A 17411-nucleotide genomic window follows, 5' to 3' on the forward strand; every position below is an offset into this window, starting at 1 on the left:
GACAATGGTGGGGACGGGGAGGAGACCACCGGTGGATCTGGCGGAGTTCCTGAGCGCGGGCGAGGAATTGTTGGCCATCCGGTCGACGGCCGATCGGGGCCCGGAGTTGCTGCGGGCGCTGGAGTTCGTGCTGGACTGGGTGGGGCCAGGGTTCACCGTGGAGCGGTTCGAGTCCGGCGGCAAGCCCAGCGCGCTGTTGTACTCCGGGGTCCGGCCCGCACGATTCCGGGTGGTGCTCAACGGGCACCTCGATGTGGTTCCCGGCGCGGACGGGCAGTTCCGACCGCGCCGGGAAGGTGACCGGTTGTACGCGCGTGGGGCCCAGGACATGAAGCTGTCCGCGTTGGTGCAGGCCACGGTGTTCCGCGAGGTCGGGGCCCACCTGCCGGTCGCGCTGCAACTGGTGACCGATGAGGAGGTCGGCGGTCACCACGGCACCGGCCACCAACTGGCCCACGGCGTGACGTCGGACTTCACGGTCATCGGGGAGCACAGCGGCCTGCGGCTCGTGATCGAGTCCAAGGGACTGCTGACCGCGCGCGTACGGGCCCACGGCGCCGGCGCCCACGGTGCGTATCCCTGGTTGGGTGACAACGCCGTGCTCACCCTGATGCGCGCGGTGGACGGGATCTTGTCCAAGTATCCGGTGGGGGAGCGGGAGGTCTGGCGCACGACCGTGAACGTCGCCCGGGTCGAGACCGGGGACAACGCGGTCAACCAGGTACCCGCCGCCGCGACGGCGTGGCTGGACATCCGCTACCCGCCGGACGACCGCGACTTCGCCGACCGCACACCCGCCGAGGTCGCCGACCACCTCAGCGGCCTGTGCCCGCCGAAGGTGACCGTCGAGGTCGACCGGGTCGAGCCGCCACACCACGCCGCACCGGACCACCCCGACGTCACCGCGCTCCAGCGGGCCGCCCATGCCCAGGGCTTCACCGGCGACTTCCTGCGCAAACACGGCGCGGCCGACGCGCGCTTCTACCACCAGCGCGGCATGACGGCGGTGATCTTCGGCATCGCCGGGGACGGCCAGCACGGCCCGAACGAATACGCCGACCTGACCACCATCGAGCCGTACTACCGAGCGCTGCGCGCATTCCTCTCCTGAGCTCCACCGCTCCGGCTGGTGGGAACGGTCGACAAACGATCACCGTGGTTCGACAATTCCTGACGCGGCTATGTGGAGGAGGCGGGATGGATCGGCGGTCGTTCCTGGTGGTTGCCGGGTTGTTGGGGGTCGCGGCCTGCGGGTCGAACACGGGGCGCGGGGAGGGCGGTGGCGCGCTCAAGCACTGGTACCACGCCTACGGCGAGGACGGGGTGCAGGACGCCGTGCGCCGTTACGCGGCGGCGTACCCGGGCGCGAAGGTCGAGGTGCAGTGGAACCCGGGGGACTACGACTCGAAGATCGTGACCGCTCTGCAGAACAGCGCGGTGCCGGACGTGTTCGAGGCGCAGGTCAAGGCGGACTGGGTGCGGCAGAAGCAGGTGGTGCCGCTGGACGACCTGCTCGGCGACACGCGCGACGACTTCGTCCGCGCCCTGCTGGACTCGCAGACCGTGGACGGCAAGCTCTACGGCATCCCGCAGGCCATCGACACCCAGGTCCTCTATTACCGGCCGAGCCTGCTGGCCAAGGCGGGTGTCGCCCCGCCCCGGACGGTCGACGAGCTGGTCGACGCCGCGAAACGTCTCACCACCGGGTCCCTGCACGGACTTTTCGCGGGCAACGACGGGGGCGTCGGCGTGTTCACGGGGCCGCTGCTGTGGTCCGCCGGTCTGGACTTCCTCACCAAGGACGGCAAAGCCCCCGGCTTCGACGACCCGCGCGCGGCGACGGTGTTCGGGAAGCTCCGCGACCTGAACCAAGGTCTGCTGCTGGGCGCACCGACCGACTGGTCCGATCCGGGTGCGTTCGTGGACGGGCGGGTGGCGATGCAGTGGACCGGGCTGTGGAACCTGCCGAAGATCACCGCCGCCCACGGCACCGACGTCGGTGTGCTCCCGTTCCCACGGTTGGACGACAGCGGCGCGGAATCGGTGCCGGTCGGTGCCTACAGCGCGATGGTGAACGCGCGCAGCACGAACATCGACGCCGCCAAGGCATACCTGAAATGGCTGTGGGTCGAGAAGACCGACTACCAAACGGAGTTCGCGACCGCGTTCGGCGCGCACCTGCCCGCCCGGCAGAGCCTGGCCGCCAGGGCTCAATCGCTCCACAGTGGACCTGGTAAGGATGCCGTCGGGTTCGTGACCGGCGGCGGTCGGATCGCCAGTCCGGCCCGCTGGCCCGCGCGCGCCAACACCGCCCTGTCCGATGCGGTGTCCCGCGTCGCCCGCCAGGGAGCCGATCCGGTTGGCGAGCTGCGTTCCGCCGTGGACATCGCCAGGACCGAGATCGCGCGGCTCGACCGGTGACCCGCGGGGCCACGCGTACGTTCTGGCTGTTCGTCGGTCCATTCGCGGCGGGGTTGCTGCTGTTCACCTACCTGCCGATCGGCTGGAGCGCGTACCTCAGCCTGTTCGACGCCCGCAACACCGTCACCCCAACGGATTTCACCGGGTTCGACAACTACCGGGACATCCTCACCGACCGGGCCTTCCTCGACAGCATCGGCACGTTCACCCTGTTCGCCGTGTTCATCATCCCGACCACGGTGGTGCTGGCTCTCGTACTCGCGTTGCTGGTCAACCAAATCCGGTTCGCGCGCGCGTTCTTCCAGTCGGTCTTCTTCCTCCCGTTCGCCTGTTCCTATGTGGTCGCTTCGCTGGTCTGGAAGATGTCCCTGTTCTCCGGTGTGGACAGTGGTGTGGTCAACACGGTCCTCGGCTGGTTCGGCGGTTCACCGCGGGCGTGGATCGGCACGGTCGACCCGCCGCTGTACTGGGTCGTGCTCGTCACCGCTCGGCTCTGGCTGCAACTCGGCTTCTACATGATCCTGCTCATCGCCGCCCTGCGGCGGATTCCCCGGTACCACTACGAAGCCGCCGCCATCGATGGCGCGACCCCGTGGCAGTCGTTCCGCCACGTCACCCTGCCCGGCCTGCGCGGAGCCCTGATCGCCGTCCTCACGCTGAACCTCATCAACGCCTACCAGGCTTTCGACGAGTTCTACAACATCCTCGGCGACTCCCGCGGCTACCCACCGTTCGCCCGCCCGCCGCTGGTCTACCTGTACTACACGTCCCTCGGCTCGGGCGGTCAAGACCTGGGCCGGGGGAGCGCGGGCGCGGTGATCCTCGCGCTGGTCATCGCCCTCGCCACCCTCCTGTCCGGCCGCGTCTTCCGCCGGGCACGCTGATGCGGTCCACCCTGCGCTGGATCGCGCTGATCATCGCCGCTGTCGTCTTCCTCGTGCCGTTCTTCGTGCTGGTCCGAGACGGCGTTGCCACTGGATGGTCCACAGTGGAGGAAGTGTTCACCGATTCGGACCTTTCCTTCGCGCGCAGCCTGCTCAACTCGACCATCGTCGCTGTTCTGCAGACGGTGGGGCAGATCGTCCTGTGCTCGCTTGCCGGATACGGCCTCGCTCGCATCCCTTATCGGCACGCGCCCGTGGTGTTGTATGCCATTGTGGCCACCCTCATGGTTCCGACGGCGGTCACGTTCGTACCCAGCTTTGTTGTCGTCTCATCGCTTGGGTGGCTGTCCGACTTCCGCGGCCTGGTTGTCCCCGGGCTGTTCAGCGCGCTCAACGTTTTCCTCTTCCGCCAGTACTTCCTGGACTTCCCGGTCGCCCTGGAGGAAGCAGGCCGACTCGACGGACTCAGCGCCTGGGGCACCTATTGGCGGATCGTCATCCCCAATTCGACCGGTTTCCTCGCCGCCATCGCGGTCATCGACTTCATCGGCAGTTGGAACCAGTTCTTGTGGCCACTGCTGATCGCACAGGACTCATCGACCTGGACGGTCCAAGTCGCCCTGTCCAACCTGCTCACCGCACAAAACCCCCAACCAACCCTGCTGTTCGCCGCCGCCGCGGTCTCACTCCTACCCATAGTCCTGCTGTTCATCATCGCCCAGCGCTACCTCGTCCGCGGCGTGACCGACATGGACAACTCAGCACCCCTGACTGGTCCGGGCGGCCCCCACCCCATCCCGGGGGGCGGCCCCGGTGCCAGTCTACCCGCTGGCGGGCGCGGTGAGGGTGTCGTGTGAATGCTGGGGATGCCAGGGGCTGGTGTGGATAACTTGGCGCCACCGAGGGGTCCAGGCAGCCTCGACGAGTTCCCCCGGGGCCGGTCTAGCGGCTGGCGAGTTCCGTGGGCGAGACCGGACTCGCCGGGGAGTAGCGGGCAGTGAGGAGCGCGGCGACCAGGCCCAGTGCCGCGAAACCGGTGAGCGTGAGTGGGATGCGCGAGGGCGTGTCGGGGTCCGCCAACACCCCGACGACGGCGGGTTGGACGGCGTTGGCGAGCATGCATCCCATCACCACCACCGAGTTCGCCAACTGCGCCCGCGGGGTGTGCGGTGCCATCCACGCGAGCGTGGTGGGGAACACCGGGGCGAGCGCGAACCCGGCGAGCGCGTAGCCGACGACGGCGAGGTCCGGGTTCATGGCCGTGGCGAGCGCGGCCGTGGCACCGGCGAGTCCCCCGCACACCAACGCGGACGGACGCAATCGGTGCAGGGCTGCCGGGATCACCACCCGCCCGACCGCCAACCCCGTCCAGAACAGTGCGGTCAACCGGGCCGCGTCGCCCGCCGCGGTGCCCGTCCAGGTCAGGTGTGTGCTTTCCCAGGCACCGACCGAGGTTTCCAGACCGGCGTAGAGGAAGCCGATGACCGCGAACGGAAGTGCCGCCGTCAAATCCGAGCGCGTGGGGTGCGTCGTCGGCTCGCCCGGCGCGGTGAGGCGAGTCGCGGGCACCGCCACCACCGCGAAAACGACCCCGAGCGCCAACGGCAGCCGGACGCCGAGACCACCGACAGCCGAGGTGAGTAACGGACCGATCACGGCGCCAACTCCGAACGCGGCGTTCAGCAGGTTGACCATGAGCACGCCCCGCGCCCCGAACCCCCGGGCGAAAACCGTGTTGAGGTGCACGACCAGACCACCGAACCCGGCCCCACCGACGACGGCGGCCCCGAGCACCACCGCCCAACCCGGCGCGAGCACCATCCCGGCGCACCCCACCCCGAACGCGACCAGCGGACCGACCGCCGCCACCCCGCGCGGCACGAACCGCCCGAGCACCGCGTTACCCAGGACCGCCGCCAACGCGCCAAGGTTGTACGCACTGATCACCGACCCGCCGCCCGCCGGACCCAGCCCGTACCGCGCCCGCAGAAACGGCAACCCGGCCCCCAACGACGCGGACACCATCCCGACCGCCACGAAAACCAGGAACCCGGCCACAACCCGCACCCGCGTCGGCCGTTCGGGGTCCACAGAGTCCACAGTGGTCTCTCGACTCCCTCCGGATCGGCTCCCGTCCCACCGTATGTGACGCCAACCCGGTTGGAAAGCCCCGCCCGCGAGCCGCCGATATCATGACCCGCGCCCACCACCCGGGAGGAGACCACCGTGCCCACCGCCGACGCCGTCCTGTTCGACATGGACGGGGTCATCGTCGACTCCCGCGCCGCCATCGAAGCCGCGTGGGCGACCGCACTCGCCCACCACACCGGCCGAACCCTGACCGACACCGACATCCACGAGCACGTCCACGGCCGCACCGGCGCCCACACCGTCGCCGCCCTCTTCCCCGACCACAGTGCCGCCCAACACCGCGAGATCTGGGCCCACGTGGACCGCTTGGAGGAAACGGCGCCGTACCGGATGATCCCCGGGGTCCGGCAGTTCCTGGCCGCGTTGAACAGTGCCGGTGTCGTGGTCGGGCTGGTGACGAGCGGGTGGACCGCGAAGATCGACCACGTGGTCGGCCTGCTCGACCTCCCCGACCCGTTCGCGGTCGTCATCAGCCGCGATGACGTCGCCAACGGCAAACCCCACCCGGAGCCCTACCTGACCGGATGCGCGGCCATCGACGTGCCACCGGAACGCACCCTCGTGTTCGAGGACTCACTCAGCGGCGTGCGATCAGCCGTCGCGGCGGGCACCACCTGCGTCGCGATCGGCGACCCCGCCCTCACTGCGGCAGGCGCGATCGCCTCGGTCGAGGACTTCACCGGGCTGTCGCTGGAACGGTCCGTCCCCGGGGAGTTCCGGCTAAACGGGGTTGCCGCGCCAATCGCCATCCGGGCCACCGCGCGTTGATTGGCCTCCGCCCCTATTGGACCTGAACGGGTTTCACCGCCGGGAAATTGGCCGATAATCGTCGGCGTGTTCAGTGTCGGGTTTTCTGTCTGTGAAAAACCGCGATAGCGGTGGGCCTTGTCTGCGCCACGGGACAGGTAGGAGAGTGCTTTTCCAGCGGTCCGGTGTCCCCCCGGTCGCTCCGGGGATTGGTGGACTGGGAATGCGCGGCAACGTTATTCCCATAACTCCTGCGTGCATCGAACCCGGTTGGAGAAAGCGTGGATTCATGGCTATCACCCTGAGGAAGGGCCTGATCGCGGGTATCGCGGCGAGCGCGGTGCTCCCGGTGGCGATCTTCGCGGGCGGGGCGTCGGCGACGGCGGCGCAGCAGGCACCGAGGTACCAGCCGGAGATGGTGGCCGCGTTGGCCAAGACGCTCGGTGTGGACGAGAAGGCCGCGGTCGCACGGCTGGATCACGAGGCCGACCAGCAGCAGAAGCTGGACGGGCTCACCCGCGGCGGGCTGCACGCGGATGGCACTTTCGTCGACTCGAACGGCAATCTCACCGTCAACGCGGTGGACGCCGCGTCGGCGGACAAGGCCAGGTCGGCGGGGCTGTCGGTGCGTACGGCGGCGCGTGGCGAGGCGGCGCTGGACCGGATCCAGGCGCAGCTCGACCAGGTCGCCGCCCGGCAGGTGCCCGCGGGCGTGGCGTCGTGGAGCGTGGACGTGGCCGCCGACGTGGTCGAGGTCGAGGTCGCGGACGGGTCGAAGCCCGCCGCCAAGGCGTTCCTGGCGGACGCCGCGAAATACGGTTCGGCCGTGCGCGTGGTCACCGGGCAGGAGCTGCAGACGCAGGCCACGGTGTACCCGGGCAGCAAGATGACCATCAACGGCGGTAGCGGCTACTGCTCGGTCGGGTTCGGCGCGCGCAACTCGTCCGGCACGCAGTACCTGGTCAGCGCGGGTCACTGCATCGCGGGCCTGCCGAGCCTGTACTACAACAACTCGATCTTCGCCCGCGGCACCGCGACCCGGTTCAAGGTGGGCACCAGCAGTGTGGACATGGGCGTGGCGGCGGTGACCTCGGGCAACTCGATCGCCACCCAGGTCGGCACCTGGGGTGCCCAGGGCACCATCGCGGTGAAGGGCGGCAGCCGCGCGGCCGTCGGCGCCTCGATCTGCAAGTCCGGCGCCACCAGCGGTTGGACCTGCGGCAGCGTCAAGGCCTATAACGTCACGGTCACCTACACCGACCAGAACGGCGGCCCGGACACCGTGGTCAAGGGCCTGGGCAGCTCCACCGTCTGCACCGCCCCCGGCGACAGCGGCGGCGCCTACATCTCCGGCAACCAGGCCCAGGGCATGACCTCCGGCGGCCCGACCGGCCAGACCTGCACGTTCAACGGCGGCAACCAGAGCGGGAAGTCCTCGTACTTCCAGCCGCTGAGCGACGCCCTGTCCTACTACGGCCTGACCCTCAACGTCGGCTGATCCCCGGCACTGTCGCCGTCACCCGTCGGGGTGGCGGCGACAGTGTTGTGCGGGTGATACTCGCTCCCCCCGGCCGCCGAGAGAAGGGAGCGCTCCGTGACCGCGTTCCCCCAAGACCAGGACGAAGTGCTGCGCAAGGAGACCTTCAGCGAGGCGCTACGGGCCGCGATCCACCGCCGGGACCTGACCCTGGACCGGATCCGCAGCCGACTCGCCGCGCGCGGGGTGGACGTCAGCCTCGCCACCCTCAGTTACTGGCAGCAGGGCCGCAGCCGCCCCGAACGGGCGAAGTCACTGCGCGCGCTGCGCGAGTTGGAGGCCATCCTCAACCTCCCGTCGAACGCCCTGTTCGACCTGCTGGACCCGCCGAAACCACGCGGCCGCCTGGTGGGCCTGGCCAACGGCGTCACCGGCGCCCGCCTCTACGGCGACAACTCCCCGATCCGGGGCGTCCTGGGCGGCTCCTTCGAACACTTCAACGACGGCATCCAGCCGATGAGCCTCGCCGAGACCTGCGAGGTCGACGCGAGCCGGTCCCTGCGCCGCATCACCACCGTCCACGTCCTGCGCGCCATCCACCCCGACCAGGACCGCTTCCTCGTCGTCCACGGTGTGGATGAAGGCGACGCCATGCCCACCGACATCCGCGTCCACACCGGCCACCTCGGCGACACCCGCATCGACACCGCCAACGGCTTCTTCGCCGCCGACATCCACTTCGGCCGGGTGCTGGCCAAAAACGAAACCACCATCGTCGAATACGAAACCGTACTCGGCGAGAGCCCCACCCCCTCCCGCTTCCACGAACACCGCTTCCGCACCCCCGTACACAGCGTCCTCCTCCGCGCCCGCTTCGCCCCAGACGCTTTACCAGCCCGCTGCTACGCCTATTACCGAGACTCGGTACCGTCATCCGCCAAACAACGCCGCCGCTTGGCGATTGACGGTTCCCATACGGTGCATTCATTCTTGCCGAGGTGTGCGCCCGGGGTGCACGGGTTTTCCTGGCAGTGGTAACCGGGCATCACCGGATTTGCGTTACACAGAGGGTTATTCAGGTGGATTCTGGTCACGCCCCTGTGATCATCAATGTGGGGGCGGTTGATAGGGACAGCGGCCGGTTTGGGAGAGTTCGGTTATCACGCCAGAGACTCTCAACGAACGGACCGCCTGACATGTGTCATGCCACCGGCCTGGCGCGGGTCTCCATCGAGAACGTGTGTGCCGCGATTCACCACGGAACCGGCGGGCCGACTCGACGGTGGCCGCCGGTGTCGGGGTTGTTCACCTCGGTGGTGGTCACCTTGGCCTATCTGCGCCGTGATCGCGTTCAGGCGGAGTTGGCGGAGGCGTTCGGTGTGTCGCGGTCGACGATCAGCCGCGCGATCACGGCATTGACTCCCGTGCTGGGTGAGATTCTCCATGACTGCATCCCCACGGCCGACGACGTGGACGACGAGGTCCGGCCCATCGTGGATGGGACTCTGTTGCCGTGCCGGTCGTGGGCGTCGCGGCCCGGCCTGTACTCGAAGCGGCATCGTCGGACCCGGGGTCGACGTGCAGGTCGCGTGTACCGTGGGTGGTCGGATCGCGTGGGTGTCGGATCCGATCGACGGCCGCCATCACGGCATGCACCGCATCAGACGGTCGGGAGTCTTGGACGGTCGGGACACCAGGACATGGCTCGGCGACAAAGGCCACATCGGCAGTGACATGATCACTCCCTTCCGCAAGCCACGCGAACGTGAGCAACCGCGGTGGCGGAAAGACGTCAACTTCCACCACAACAAGATCCGTGTGGCCGTCGAACGAGTCATCGCCCACCTGAAGACCTGGCGCGTCCTCCACACCGACTACCGGAGACCACCCAACACGTTCCCGGCCACCATCACGGCAGTCATCGGACTCTACTTCTACGCACGCTCTGAATAACCCTCATAGTGCGCCAAGGTCCGAAGGGGAGCAGTTCACGGGCGTGTGCGGCGGCCGCTGCTAATCGAGGGGGAGTTCGACCGGGGCCCAGAGGCTGGGGAGGTTGACCACGACCCCCTCCTGGCTGCTTCGCGCGATGATGACCACGGCGGGTTCGTCGCCGGGGTTTTCTTCGCGGTGGGGGACGTAAGGGGGGACGAAGACGTAGTCGCCGGGGCCGGTTTCCAGGCGGACTTCCTGGTCGCCGTCGGCGAAGACGAAGACGGGGTGGCCGGATTTGATGTAGATGGCGGTTTCGGCTTCGCCGTGGTGGTGGTCGCCGGAGTTGGTGGCGGGGGCGACGTGGGTTTCGCCCATCCAGACTTTGGTGGAGCCGACGGTTTTGCCGGAGACGGCTTCCAGTCGGCGCATGCCGGTGGTCTGGTTGGTGTCGCCGGTGAGGTCGGTGGCACGGATGTGGCGGAGGGGGCGGTGCCAGTGTTCGGTGCCCGCCACTCGGTCGTCGGTCATGGTGTTGCTCCTGTCTGGGGTCACCAACTGCTGGACTCGACCGTGATCACCGGGACGAGCCCGTTGCCGAGGGTTTCCAGGAAACTCACGACCTCCGCGGCGACCGAGCGGTGTTGTCGGTCGTTGAGCACGTCGTGGTGTGCGCCGCGCACGACCGACAGCCGGGCTCTCGGCAATCCTGCCACCGCCTCGGCCAGGGCGGCGCGGTCGGCGAGGGGGTCTTCGTCACCGATGAGGACGAGGACCGGGAGGTCGGTGGACACGCTGGTCAGGGTGTCGGGGAGCGTCGAGCGGAGTGCGCCCCGTGCGACGCCGGGGTCCCCGGTCAGCACCTCGCGGTGGACGGGGCACGACGTGCGGACGTCGAGTTCGTCGGTCCAGTCCTCGACGGTGGCCGCGTGGCCGGGCAGTCCGGCGAGTACGAGGGCGTCGGCCGTCCACGGCACGTCCGCCAGACCCGCCAGCATGGCCGCGCCGCTGTCGGCGCCGACCAGGACCAAGGGGCGGACGACGTCGTCGACCGACTCGCCCAGCCCGGCCGCGAACCGCTGCGAGGCGTCCTCGTCGAGCTGGGGCGGGTCGACGACCCGGACCTGGTACGCGTCGGCCGCGAGCCGGGTGGCGAACCGGACGTAGGTCGCCCTGGTCTCACCCCGCCCCGGTACGACGACGACGGTGCCGCGAACGCGCAGCCCGGTCGGGACGGGGAACTCGGTGTGCGGGCTCACCGCGGGCTCCTTTCCGCGGCCGGGTGCCACCCGAGGGCGGGGGCGACCTCGGTCGCGATGAGTTCGAGTGCCCGGATCGCGACATCCTGATCCGGTACGGCGGGGTTGAACTGGGTGATCAAATCGGTGGCGACGGGCAGCACCCGTTCGCGGGACAACGCCTCGACGATCTCGTCCGGGTGCCCGTAGAACGAGTGGAACCGCCGCAGGGCCTCGTCGACGTCCAGGGCCGCCGGGAAGCCGCTGAACCGCTGGGCGGCCTGGTGCACGTCCGCGGCGATGTGGGCCAGCGCGGTCCGCCGGTCCTTGGCGGGGAAGACGAACCTGGACAGGCCGATGCGCGGCGGTCGGGGCTGAGTCCACGCGGCGAGGTACGCGTCGGCCCACGGTCGCTGTACGTCGTCGGTGGGTTCGTCGTAGCCGTAGGCGGCTCGGTTCAACAGCAGGTTCGAGCCCGCGGCGGCGGCGTACTCCGCGCCCGCCGCGCTGAACACGCCCTGCCAGATCCGGTCGTCGAACCCGCTCGCCGGTGGCTGGATCGTGAAGCCAGTCGACCCCACCTCCTCGTTCGCCAGCGCCCGGCGCAGCACCGCGAGACCCTCGGTGGTCAGCTCCCGTTTGCGCGCGATGTCCCGCCCGAACGCCGCGTACTCCGCCGGACTGCCGCCGCTGCCCACCCCGACCTCGACCCGTCCGCCGCTGAGCAGGTCGACGACCGAGATGTCCTCGGCCAGCCGGACCGGGTCTTCCAGCGGCAGCACGGTGATCGCCGTCCCCAAGCGGATGCGGCTGGTCCGGGCGGCGGCGTGCGCCAGGAAGGTCCACGGTGAGGACAGGCCGCCGCCACCGAGCGGGACGTGGTGCTGCGCCACCCACCCGATGTCGAACCCCAGTTCGTCCGCGACCACGAACAGTTCTTGGGCGTTGCGGTAGGTCTGGGCCACGTCGTCGCCGCGACCTTGCACGTGGGTCAGGAATCCGAGGCGGAACCGGGTCGTCATGCCTCTGCTCCCGTGGCGCCGACGAGTTCCGCCGCCCGGTCCAGTGTGCCGCCGAGGACACGGTCGAACACCGCCGCCGCGCCACCGGCGGGGAGTGTGGTCCCGCGCCAGGCGACGTGCTGGTCGGGGCGGATGAGGACATCGCCGTCCCCGTACAGTTCCCGCGCCGCCGGCTCGGTCAGGTGGACGACGGTGAACGGCAGCGACCGCGTGGAAGCCTCGACGATGAAGGCGTGTTCGGTATCGCGGTTCTCGGTCAGCGACAACAGGGCGAACTTGTCGCCGATCCGGTCGTACAACGTGCCGCCGTACGGGTCGACCAGGCCGTTGGGGGCGCGGTGGCCGGGACGCGGGTCGTCGGCGTACACATCCGCGCGCCACGGCTGCTCGACCTGGTCGTCCTCGTACCAGATCACCGGGGACCGGTCGTAGCGCTCGTCGAAGGTCACGCCGTCAGAACCCAGCCGGTTGGCCCGGATGAGGTCGCCGATCGCGGCTCGGCGGTCGTTGGCGTCCTGGCTGACGTCGTCGTCGGCGGGGACGCCGAGGGCGCGGATCTCGGCGAGGGTGGCCTGGTTGCGACGAGACCGGTCGAGTGCGTAGTCGGCCACCCGCCAGTTGTGCGGGCGGCGCTCGCTGTCGTACGAGTCGAGCAGCGCGTCGGCGGCGTACCCGGCGAGGACGGCGGCCAGTTTCCAGCCCAGGTTGACCACGTCGCCGAAGCCCTCGCCGAGGTTGCCGCCCGGGGTCCGCACGTGCGCGGCGTCGCCCGCCAGCAGGACCCGGCCCGCGCGGAAGGTCTCCGCGACCCGGGTGGCGTGGTAGAAGGTGGTGGCGGAAGCCAGTTCCAGGTCCAGGTCGAACCCGAAGGACGCCCGAGCGGTCGCCAGAAGGTCCTCTGTGGACGGTTGGTGGTCGAGCGGGAACGGTCCGGCGTACACCCGCCATTCGCGGGGGGAGATCGCCGCGAGGAAGCCGTCCGCGTGCTGGTTGAACACGATGTTGGTGCCGCTGGGCGCCGGGCCGACGCGGTCGGAGATGTCCCCGGTGCGCACGACCAGCCGCAGCCGCTTCTCCGGCGCGTGCTCGCCCTGCCGGGTGATGCCCGCGAGCGCCCGGACGGTGCTGCTCCCGCCGTCCGCGCCGATGACGTACCGCGCCCGCACCACCTTCTCCCCGAACACCGCGTCGACACCGGTGGCGTCCTCGTGCAACTCCGTCAACCGCCATCCGCCGGACACGCTGACCCCGCGCGCGGCCAGGTGCCGCAGGAATACTTGCTGCAGAGCGGTTTGCGGCCGACGGATGGCCTCCTCTGTGGACACCCCGCCGCCGAACGACGGCCTGCGGTTGGGTACCAGCTCGTGTCCCACCAGTGAGGTGACCAGGCGGATGCCCTGGTTCCACTCGGGCGGGAACGTCCACTCGTCGCGGATCGACTGCAGCACACCCCACCGGCGGAAGTGCTCGACCACCCGCTGGGTGTGCCCCATCGCCCCCGCGCGGACCAAGGTCGCCCCCGCCGCCCGGTCGACGACGGCGACGTCCACCCCCCGACCGCTCAGTTCCAGCGCCGCCGCCAGCCCGACCGGACCCGCGCCGACGACCAGCACATCCACGTCGGCGGGCGGTGTCGACACCGGGAACAGCACGTCGCCGGGCATCAGGCGGTCACCAGGGTGTGCCGGTTGGCCGGGATCGGCAGGCCGAGGTTGCCGCGCAGCGTGTCCGCCTCGTACTCGGTGCGGTACAGGCCGCGCTCCTGCAGCAGCGGGATCACGCCGTCCACGAAGAGGGACAGGTCCTCGTCGTTGCGGAACGCGAGGTTGATCCCGTCGAACGTGCCCGCCGCGAACCACTGCTCGATGGTGTCGGCGACCGTCTTCGGCGAACCCACGAACGGCGACTTCTTGCGCTCGTTGAAGGTGGCCACGACCTGGCGCAGCGTCAGACCCTCGGTCTTGGCGCGCTCGATGATCCGCGCCGCCCCGGTCCGGCCGCCGCGCTCGGCCAGGTGCGCCACGTCCGGGAACGGGGCGTCCAGGTCGTACTGGCTGAAGTCGTGCGCGCCGAACGCCCGCCCGAGCAGGCCGACGTTGCGGTCGAAGTCGTCGTCCTCGGCGAAGATGTCCGCTTCCCGGCGCTGCGCGGCGGCGTCGGTGCCGCGCACGACCGGTCCACCGTGGATGAAGATCTTGATGTGGTCGGGGTCGCGGCCGGTGAGGGCCGTGCGCCGCTTGATGTCCGTATAGTACGCATGTGCGTCCTCAATGGACCCACCGGGCGCGTAGATGCCCTCCGCCACCTGGGCGGCGAGGTTGCGGCCCTCCTCGGAGACGCCGGCCTGGAAGATCACCGGTTGGCCCTGCGGCGACCGGGACAGGTTCAGCGGGCCGTCCACCCGGAAGTGCTCGCCCGCGTGGTTGAGCGCGTGCAGCTTCGACGGGTCGAGGAACACGCCGTGCTCGACGTCGGCGGGGAAGGCGTCGTCCTCATAGGAATCCCACAGGCCGCGCACGACCTGGACCGACTCCAGGGCGCGGCCGTACCGGGTCGCGTAGTCGAGGTGCTCCTCCAGGCCGTAGTTGCGGCTGGTGCCGGTGTCGAAGCTGGTCACCACGTTCCACCCGGCGCGGCCGCCGCTGATGTGGTCGAGCGAGGCGAACCGGCGGGCCAGGTTGAACGGCGAGTTGTAGGTGGAGCTGGCGGTGGCGACGAGTCCGATGTGCTTGGTGTGCGTGGCGACCGCGGACAGCAGTGTCAGCGGTTCGAGCCGGTTCAGGTAGTGCGCCGGGTAGGTGGCGTTGATGAACTGGCTGTCCACGATGAACAGCGCGTCGAACAGGGCGTGCTCGGCCGCCTTGGCCTGCGCGATGTAGTAGTTGATGTCGATGCTGGCGTTCTTGGCGACGCCGGGGTCCTTCCACAGGCCGTGTTGGCCGGGGCCGCCGACGCCGTACGGGTGCAGGGCCAGGTGGAGCTTGCGGGTCATCGGGGAGTTCCCTTTCCGGAGTGCAGGAGTTCACGCAGCGCCGCGCGTTCGGCGCGACCGGCCGCGGCGGTGCGCAGCGTCGGCGCCGAGCCGATCAGCAGGCGGGTGTAGGGGTGGCTTGGCTTGGTGACGACCTCGCGCGCGGTGCCGACCTCGACCACCTCGCCGCGGTAGAGCACCGCGACCCGGTCGGCGATCCCGGCCACCGAGCCGAGGTCGTGCGAGATGAACAGCAGCGCGATGCCCGCGGTCCGCAGGTCCTTGAGGATCTCCAGGACCTGCACCCTGGTGGCCGCGTCCAGCGCGCTGACCGGCTCGTCCAGGATGATCAGCCGCGGCTCGGTGATCAGCGCCCTGGCGACCGCCACCCGCTGCCGCTGCCCGCCGGAGAGCTGCTCGGGCAGCCGGGTCAGCAACTCGTCGTCCAGGCGCACCCTGCCCAGGTAGGCCCGTGCCCGGTCGACGGCCTCGCGGCGCGGCACCCCCTTGAGCAGCAACGGTTCCATCAGCGAGTCGCCGATGGTGAGGTCGGGGTCGAGGCTGCGCAACGGGTCCTGGAACACGTACTGGACCACGCCCCGCCGCCGCACCGCCCGCCACTGCCGTTCGCGGTGACCGGTGACGTCCTCGCCGTCGATCACGATCCGGCCCGCCGACGGGCGCACCAGCCCGAGCGCGGCGCGCGCGAACGTCGACTTGCCCGAGCCGGTCTCGCCGATCAGGCCGACGATCTCCCCCGCGTCGATGCTCAGCGACGCGCCCGCCAGTGCCCGCCGCCGCTGCCTCCGGTGTCCATAGTGGACTTCGAGGTCGCGCACATCGAGAACCGTCACGACTCCTCCAGGAACCGGTCGAGTCCGTACTGCTCGTGCTCGGCGACGAGCAGCCGGGTGTAGTCGTGCCGCGGGTTGTGCAACACCTGCTCGGTCGGACCCTGCTCGACGACCTCGCCCTCGCGCATGACCAGCACCTCGTCGCACAACTGGGCGACCACGGCCAGGTCGTGCGAGACCAGGACGATGGCGAGGCCGGTGCTGTCCCGCAGGTCCGCCAGCAGGTCGAGGATCTCGGCTTGGACGGTCACGTCGAGCGCCGTCGTCGCCTCGTCCGCGATGAGCACCCGCGGCTCGGCGGCGATCGCGGCCGCGATGAGCACCCGCTGCAGCATCCCGCCGGAAAGCTCGTGCGGGTACTGGGTGTAGACCAGTTCCGGGTCGCGCAGGTGGACCGCGGCGAGCAGTTCCGTCGCCCGTCGCCGCGCCTCCCGCCGCTTGGCGCCCTTCTTCACCCGGATGACCTCGGCGACCTGCGGGCCGACCGGGATCGACGGGTTCAGGTAGGACGCGGGGTCCTGGAACACGGCGCTGATCGTCGACCCGCGCAGCTCGGTCAGCTCCGCCCGGCTCAGCGCGGCGACGTCCTTGCCCGCCACGTGGATGGCGCCCGCCGCCACCTCGAACAGCGGCGGCAGGATGCCCAGCACCGCCCGGCAGGTCAGCGTCTTCCCGCTGCCGGACTCGCCGACGATGCCGACCACCCGACCCGGCGCGAGCTCGAAGCCCACCCCCTTGACGACCTCCCGACCGTCCACTTGGTGTCTGATGTGGACGCTGTCGACCGTGAGGACCAGACCGTCCACCGCGGTCTCCACCGGGCTCTCGCTCAGTGCTGTCATGCCCTACCCCCAACCAGAGCGGCCTTGCGGGAATCGGCCAGCGCCCGCCCCGCCCCACCGGACACGTCGCGGATCGCGTCGGCCAGCACGTTGCCCGCCCACACCGTCACCATGATCAGCAGCGCGGGCGCGAACGGCGCCCACGGCTGGTAGCTGAGGTAGCCGAGGTCGGCGGCGAGCAGACCGCCCCAGGTCGGCGCCGGGGGCTGCACCCCGATCCCGAGGAACGACAGGCTGGACACGATGATGAACCCGACGCCCAGGGTCTGCGCCAACGCCACCGCGATGGGCGGCAGCACCTTCCCCCACACGTGCCGCCGGATGATCCAGCCGAGCGAGGCACCGGAGATGAGCGCGGCCTCGACGTACTGCGACCTGGCCACCGCGAGCGTCGCCGCCCGCCCGACCCGGTAGAACAGCGGCGAGACCAGCGCCCCGGTCACGAACATCGCCTGCGTGATCCCGTTGCCCAGCAGCGCCGTCACGGCCACCGCGAACAGCAGGAACGGCAACGCGACCAACGTGTCCGCCACCCGCAAGGTGATCCACTCGAACACCCGCCCCAGGTACACCGACAGGATTCCCGGGATGGCACCGACCACCAGTGCCATCACGGTCACCTCCAGCGCCCCGACCACGCTGACCCTGGACCCGTCGAGCAGCCTGCTGAACACGTCCCGACCCAGGTAGTCGGTGCCCAGCCAGTGCCCGCCGGACGGCCCGACGAGGGTGTCCGGGCTGGTGGCCAGCGGGTCGTGCGGGGCCAACAGCGGCCCGAACACGGCGAGCAAACCAACCCCGACCAACACGACGACCGCGATCCGACCGGAGGCGAGGGAGAACACGCGCCGAACCACCGCTCACACCCCCCG

The 17411-nt window shown here is 70.0% G+C and carries 18 protein-coding genes; 9 read left to right on the forward strand and 9 right to left on the reverse strand.

Annotated elements, in window-relative coordinates; all coding sequences use genetic code 11:
- Positions 1-31: 31 nt before the first annotated feature.
- The 4 genes from H504_RS0129205 (at position 32) to H504_RS37620 (ending at position 4162) form a co-directional block, all read left to right on the forward strand.
- Positions 32-1111, forward strand: a complete 1080-nt coding sequence (locus tag H504_RS0129205) for a M20 family metallopeptidase (RefSeq protein ID WP_026425682.1) — start codon at positions 32-34, stop codon at positions 1109-1111.
- Between the two features lie 86 nt (positions 1112-1197).
- On the forward strand, positions 1198-2421 hold the full coding sequence (locus H504_RS0129210) for an ABC transporter substrate-binding protein (protein WP_035306627.1): 1224 nt from the start codon (positions 1198-1200) through the stop codon (positions 2419-2421).
- Complete coding sequence (locus H504_RS0129215; RefSeq protein WP_026425684.1) at positions 2418-3305, forward strand: carbohydrate ABC transporter permease; 888 nt, start codon at positions 2418-2420, stop codon at positions 3303-3305. The genes H504_RS0129210 and H504_RS0129215 overlap by 4 nt, the downstream gene beginning before the upstream one ends.
- A complete protein-coding gene (locus tag H504_RS37620; protein ID WP_084468348.1) occupies positions 3305-4162 on the forward strand; it encodes a carbohydrate ABC transporter permease in 858 nt (285 codons plus the stop codon). Before H504_RS0129215 ends, H504_RS37620 begins: the two co-directional genes overlap by 1 nt.
- 85 nt (positions 4163-4247) lie before the next feature.
- Here the strand turns inward: H504_RS37620 and H504_RS37625 are convergent, their stop codons facing one another.
- Positions 4248-5396 carry an MFS transporter gene (locus H504_RS37625; protein ID WP_051386375.1) on the reverse strand — a complete coding sequence of 383 codons (1149 nt, stop codon included), beginning with the start codon at positions 5394-5396 and terminating at the stop codon, positions 4248-4250.
- Positions 5397-5531: 135 nt separating this feature from the next.
- Here H504_RS37625 and H504_RS37630 point away from each other — a divergent pair, with 135 nt between their 5' ends.
- The 5 genes from H504_RS37630 (at position 5532) to H504_RS43410 (ending at position 9633) form a co-directional block, all read left to right on the forward strand.
- On the forward strand, positions 5532-6224 hold the full coding sequence (locus tag H504_RS37630; RefSeq protein ID WP_051386376.1) for an HAD family hydrolase: 693 nt from the start codon (positions 5532-5534) through the stop codon (positions 6222-6224).
- A 268-nt stretch (positions 6225-6492) separates the two neighbouring features.
- Positions 6493-7701: a S1 family peptidase gene (locus H504_RS0129235; protein ID WP_051386377.1), complete on the forward strand. Its 1209-nt coding sequence runs from the start codon at positions 6493-6495 to the stop codon at positions 7699-7701.
- Between the two features lie 96 nt (positions 7702-7797).
- The gene (locus H504_RS37635) at positions 7798-8718 is read left to right on the forward strand and encodes a helix-turn-helix domain-containing protein (protein WP_051386378.1); all 921 of its coding nucleotides are present in this window, start codon (positions 7798-7800) and stop codon (positions 8716-8718) included.
- Between the two features lie 158 nt (positions 8719-8876).
- Positions 8877-9413, forward strand: a complete 537-nt coding sequence (locus H504_RS44145) for a transposase family protein (RefSeq protein ID WP_245614498.1) — start codon at positions 8877-8879, stop codon at positions 9411-9413.
- The gene (locus H504_RS43410) at positions 9298-9633 is read left to right on the forward strand and encodes a transposase family protein (RefSeq protein WP_245614499.1); all 336 of its coding nucleotides are present in this window, start codon (positions 9298-9300) and stop codon (positions 9631-9633) included. The genes H504_RS44145 and H504_RS43410 overlap by 116 nt, the downstream gene beginning before the upstream one ends.
- 60 nt (positions 9634-9693) lie before the next feature.
- Here the strand turns inward: H504_RS43410 and H504_RS0129250 are convergent, their stop codons facing one another.
- Genes H504_RS0129250 through H504_RS0129285 form a run of 8 tightly spaced genes read right to left on the reverse strand, consistent with a single transcriptional unit; the run spans position 9694 to position 17396 of the window.
- Complete coding sequence (locus H504_RS0129250; RefSeq protein ID WP_026425686.1) at positions 9694-10143, reverse strand: cupin domain-containing protein; 450 nt, start codon at positions 10141-10143, stop codon at positions 9694-9696.
- Positions 10144-10163: 20 nt separating this feature from the next.
- Positions 10164-10871, reverse strand: a complete 708-nt coding sequence (locus tag H504_RS0129255) for an alpha/beta hydrolase (RefSeq protein WP_026425687.1) — start codon at positions 10869-10871, stop codon at positions 10164-10166.
- Entirely contained in the window at positions 10868-11872 is a 1005-nt protein-coding gene (locus H504_RS0129260; protein ID WP_026425688.1) for an LLM class flavin-dependent oxidoreductase, read from the reverse strand. The genes H504_RS0129255 and H504_RS0129260 overlap by 4 nt, the downstream gene beginning before the upstream one ends.
- Positions 11869-13536 (reverse strand): FAD-dependent oxidoreductase, encoded by a 1668-nt coding sequence (locus tag H504_RS0129265; protein WP_035306630.1) that lies wholly within the window; start codon positions 13534-13536, stop codon positions 11869-11871. The genes H504_RS0129260 and H504_RS0129265 overlap by 4 nt, the downstream gene beginning before the upstream one ends.
- Positions 13536-14864 (reverse strand): NtaA/DmoA family FMN-dependent monooxygenase, encoded by a 1329-nt coding sequence (locus H504_RS0129270; RefSeq protein ID WP_026425690.1) that lies wholly within the window; start codon positions 14862-14864, stop codon positions 13536-13538. Before H504_RS0129270 ends, H504_RS0129265 begins: the two co-directional genes overlap by 1 nt.
- The gene (locus tag H504_RS0129275; RefSeq protein WP_026425691.1) at positions 14861-15697 is read right to left on the reverse strand and encodes an ABC transporter ATP-binding protein; all 837 of its coding nucleotides are present in this window, start codon (positions 15695-15697) and stop codon (positions 14861-14863) included. Before H504_RS0129275 ends, H504_RS0129270 begins: the two co-directional genes overlap by 4 nt.
- Complete coding sequence (locus H504_RS0129280) at positions 15694-16539, reverse strand: ABC transporter ATP-binding protein (protein WP_026425692.1); 846 nt, start codon at positions 16537-16539, stop codon at positions 15694-15696. Before H504_RS0129280 ends, H504_RS0129275 begins: the two co-directional genes overlap by 4 nt.
- Positions 16536-17396: an ABC transporter permease gene (locus tag H504_RS0129285; protein ID WP_026425693.1), complete on the reverse strand. Its 861-nt coding sequence runs from the start codon at positions 17394-17396 to the stop codon at positions 16536-16538. The genes H504_RS0129280 and H504_RS0129285 overlap by 4 nt, the downstream gene beginning before the upstream one ends.
- Positions 17397-17411 lie beyond the last annotated feature (15 nt).

Origin of the sequence: Actinokineospora inagensis DSM 44258 (assembly GCF_000482865.1) — a bacterium.
GTDB classification, from domain to species: Bacteria; Actinomycetota; Actinomycetes; order Mycobacteriales; family Pseudonocardiaceae; genus Actinokineospora; species Actinokineospora inagensis.

Bases quoted from the DNA above. Each gene is read 5' to 3' on its own strand.
- H504_RS0129280 (WP_026425692.1), bottom strand. From the start codon at position 16,539: ATGACAGCACTGAGCGAGAGCCCGGTGGAGACCGCGGTGGACGGTCTG.
- H504_RS44145 (WP_245614498.1), top strand. From the start codon at position 8,877: ATGTGTCATGCCACCGGCCTGGCGCGGGTCTCCATCGAGAACGTGTGT.
- H504_RS0129265 (WP_035306630.1), bottom strand. From the start codon at position 13,536: ATGCCCGGCGACGTGCTGTTCCCGGTGTCGACACCGCCCGCCGACGTG.
- H504_RS0129250 (WP_026425686.1), bottom strand. From the start codon at position 10,143: ATGACCGACGACCGAGTGGCGGGCACCGAACACTGGCACCGCCCCCTC.
- H504_RS0129270 (WP_026425690.1), bottom strand. From the start codon at position 14,864: ATGACCCGCAAGCTCCACCTGGCCCTGCACCCGTACGGCGTCGGCGGC.
- H504_RS0129210 (WP_035306627.1), top strand. From the start codon at position 1,198: ATGGATCGGCGGTCGTTCCTGGTGGTTGCCGGGTTGTTGGGGGTCGCG.
- H504_RS0129235 (WP_051386377.1), top strand. From the start codon at position 6,493: ATGGCTATCACCCTGAGGAAGGGCCTGATCGCGGGTATCGCGGCGAGC.
- H504_RS0129260 (WP_026425688.1), bottom strand. From the start codon at position 11,872: ATGACGACCCGGTTCCGCCTCGGATTCCTGACCCACGTGCAAGGTCGC.
- H504_RS37620 (WP_084468348.1), top strand. From the start codon at position 3,305: ATGCGGTCCACCCTGCGCTGGATCGCGCTGATCATCGCCGCTGTCGTC.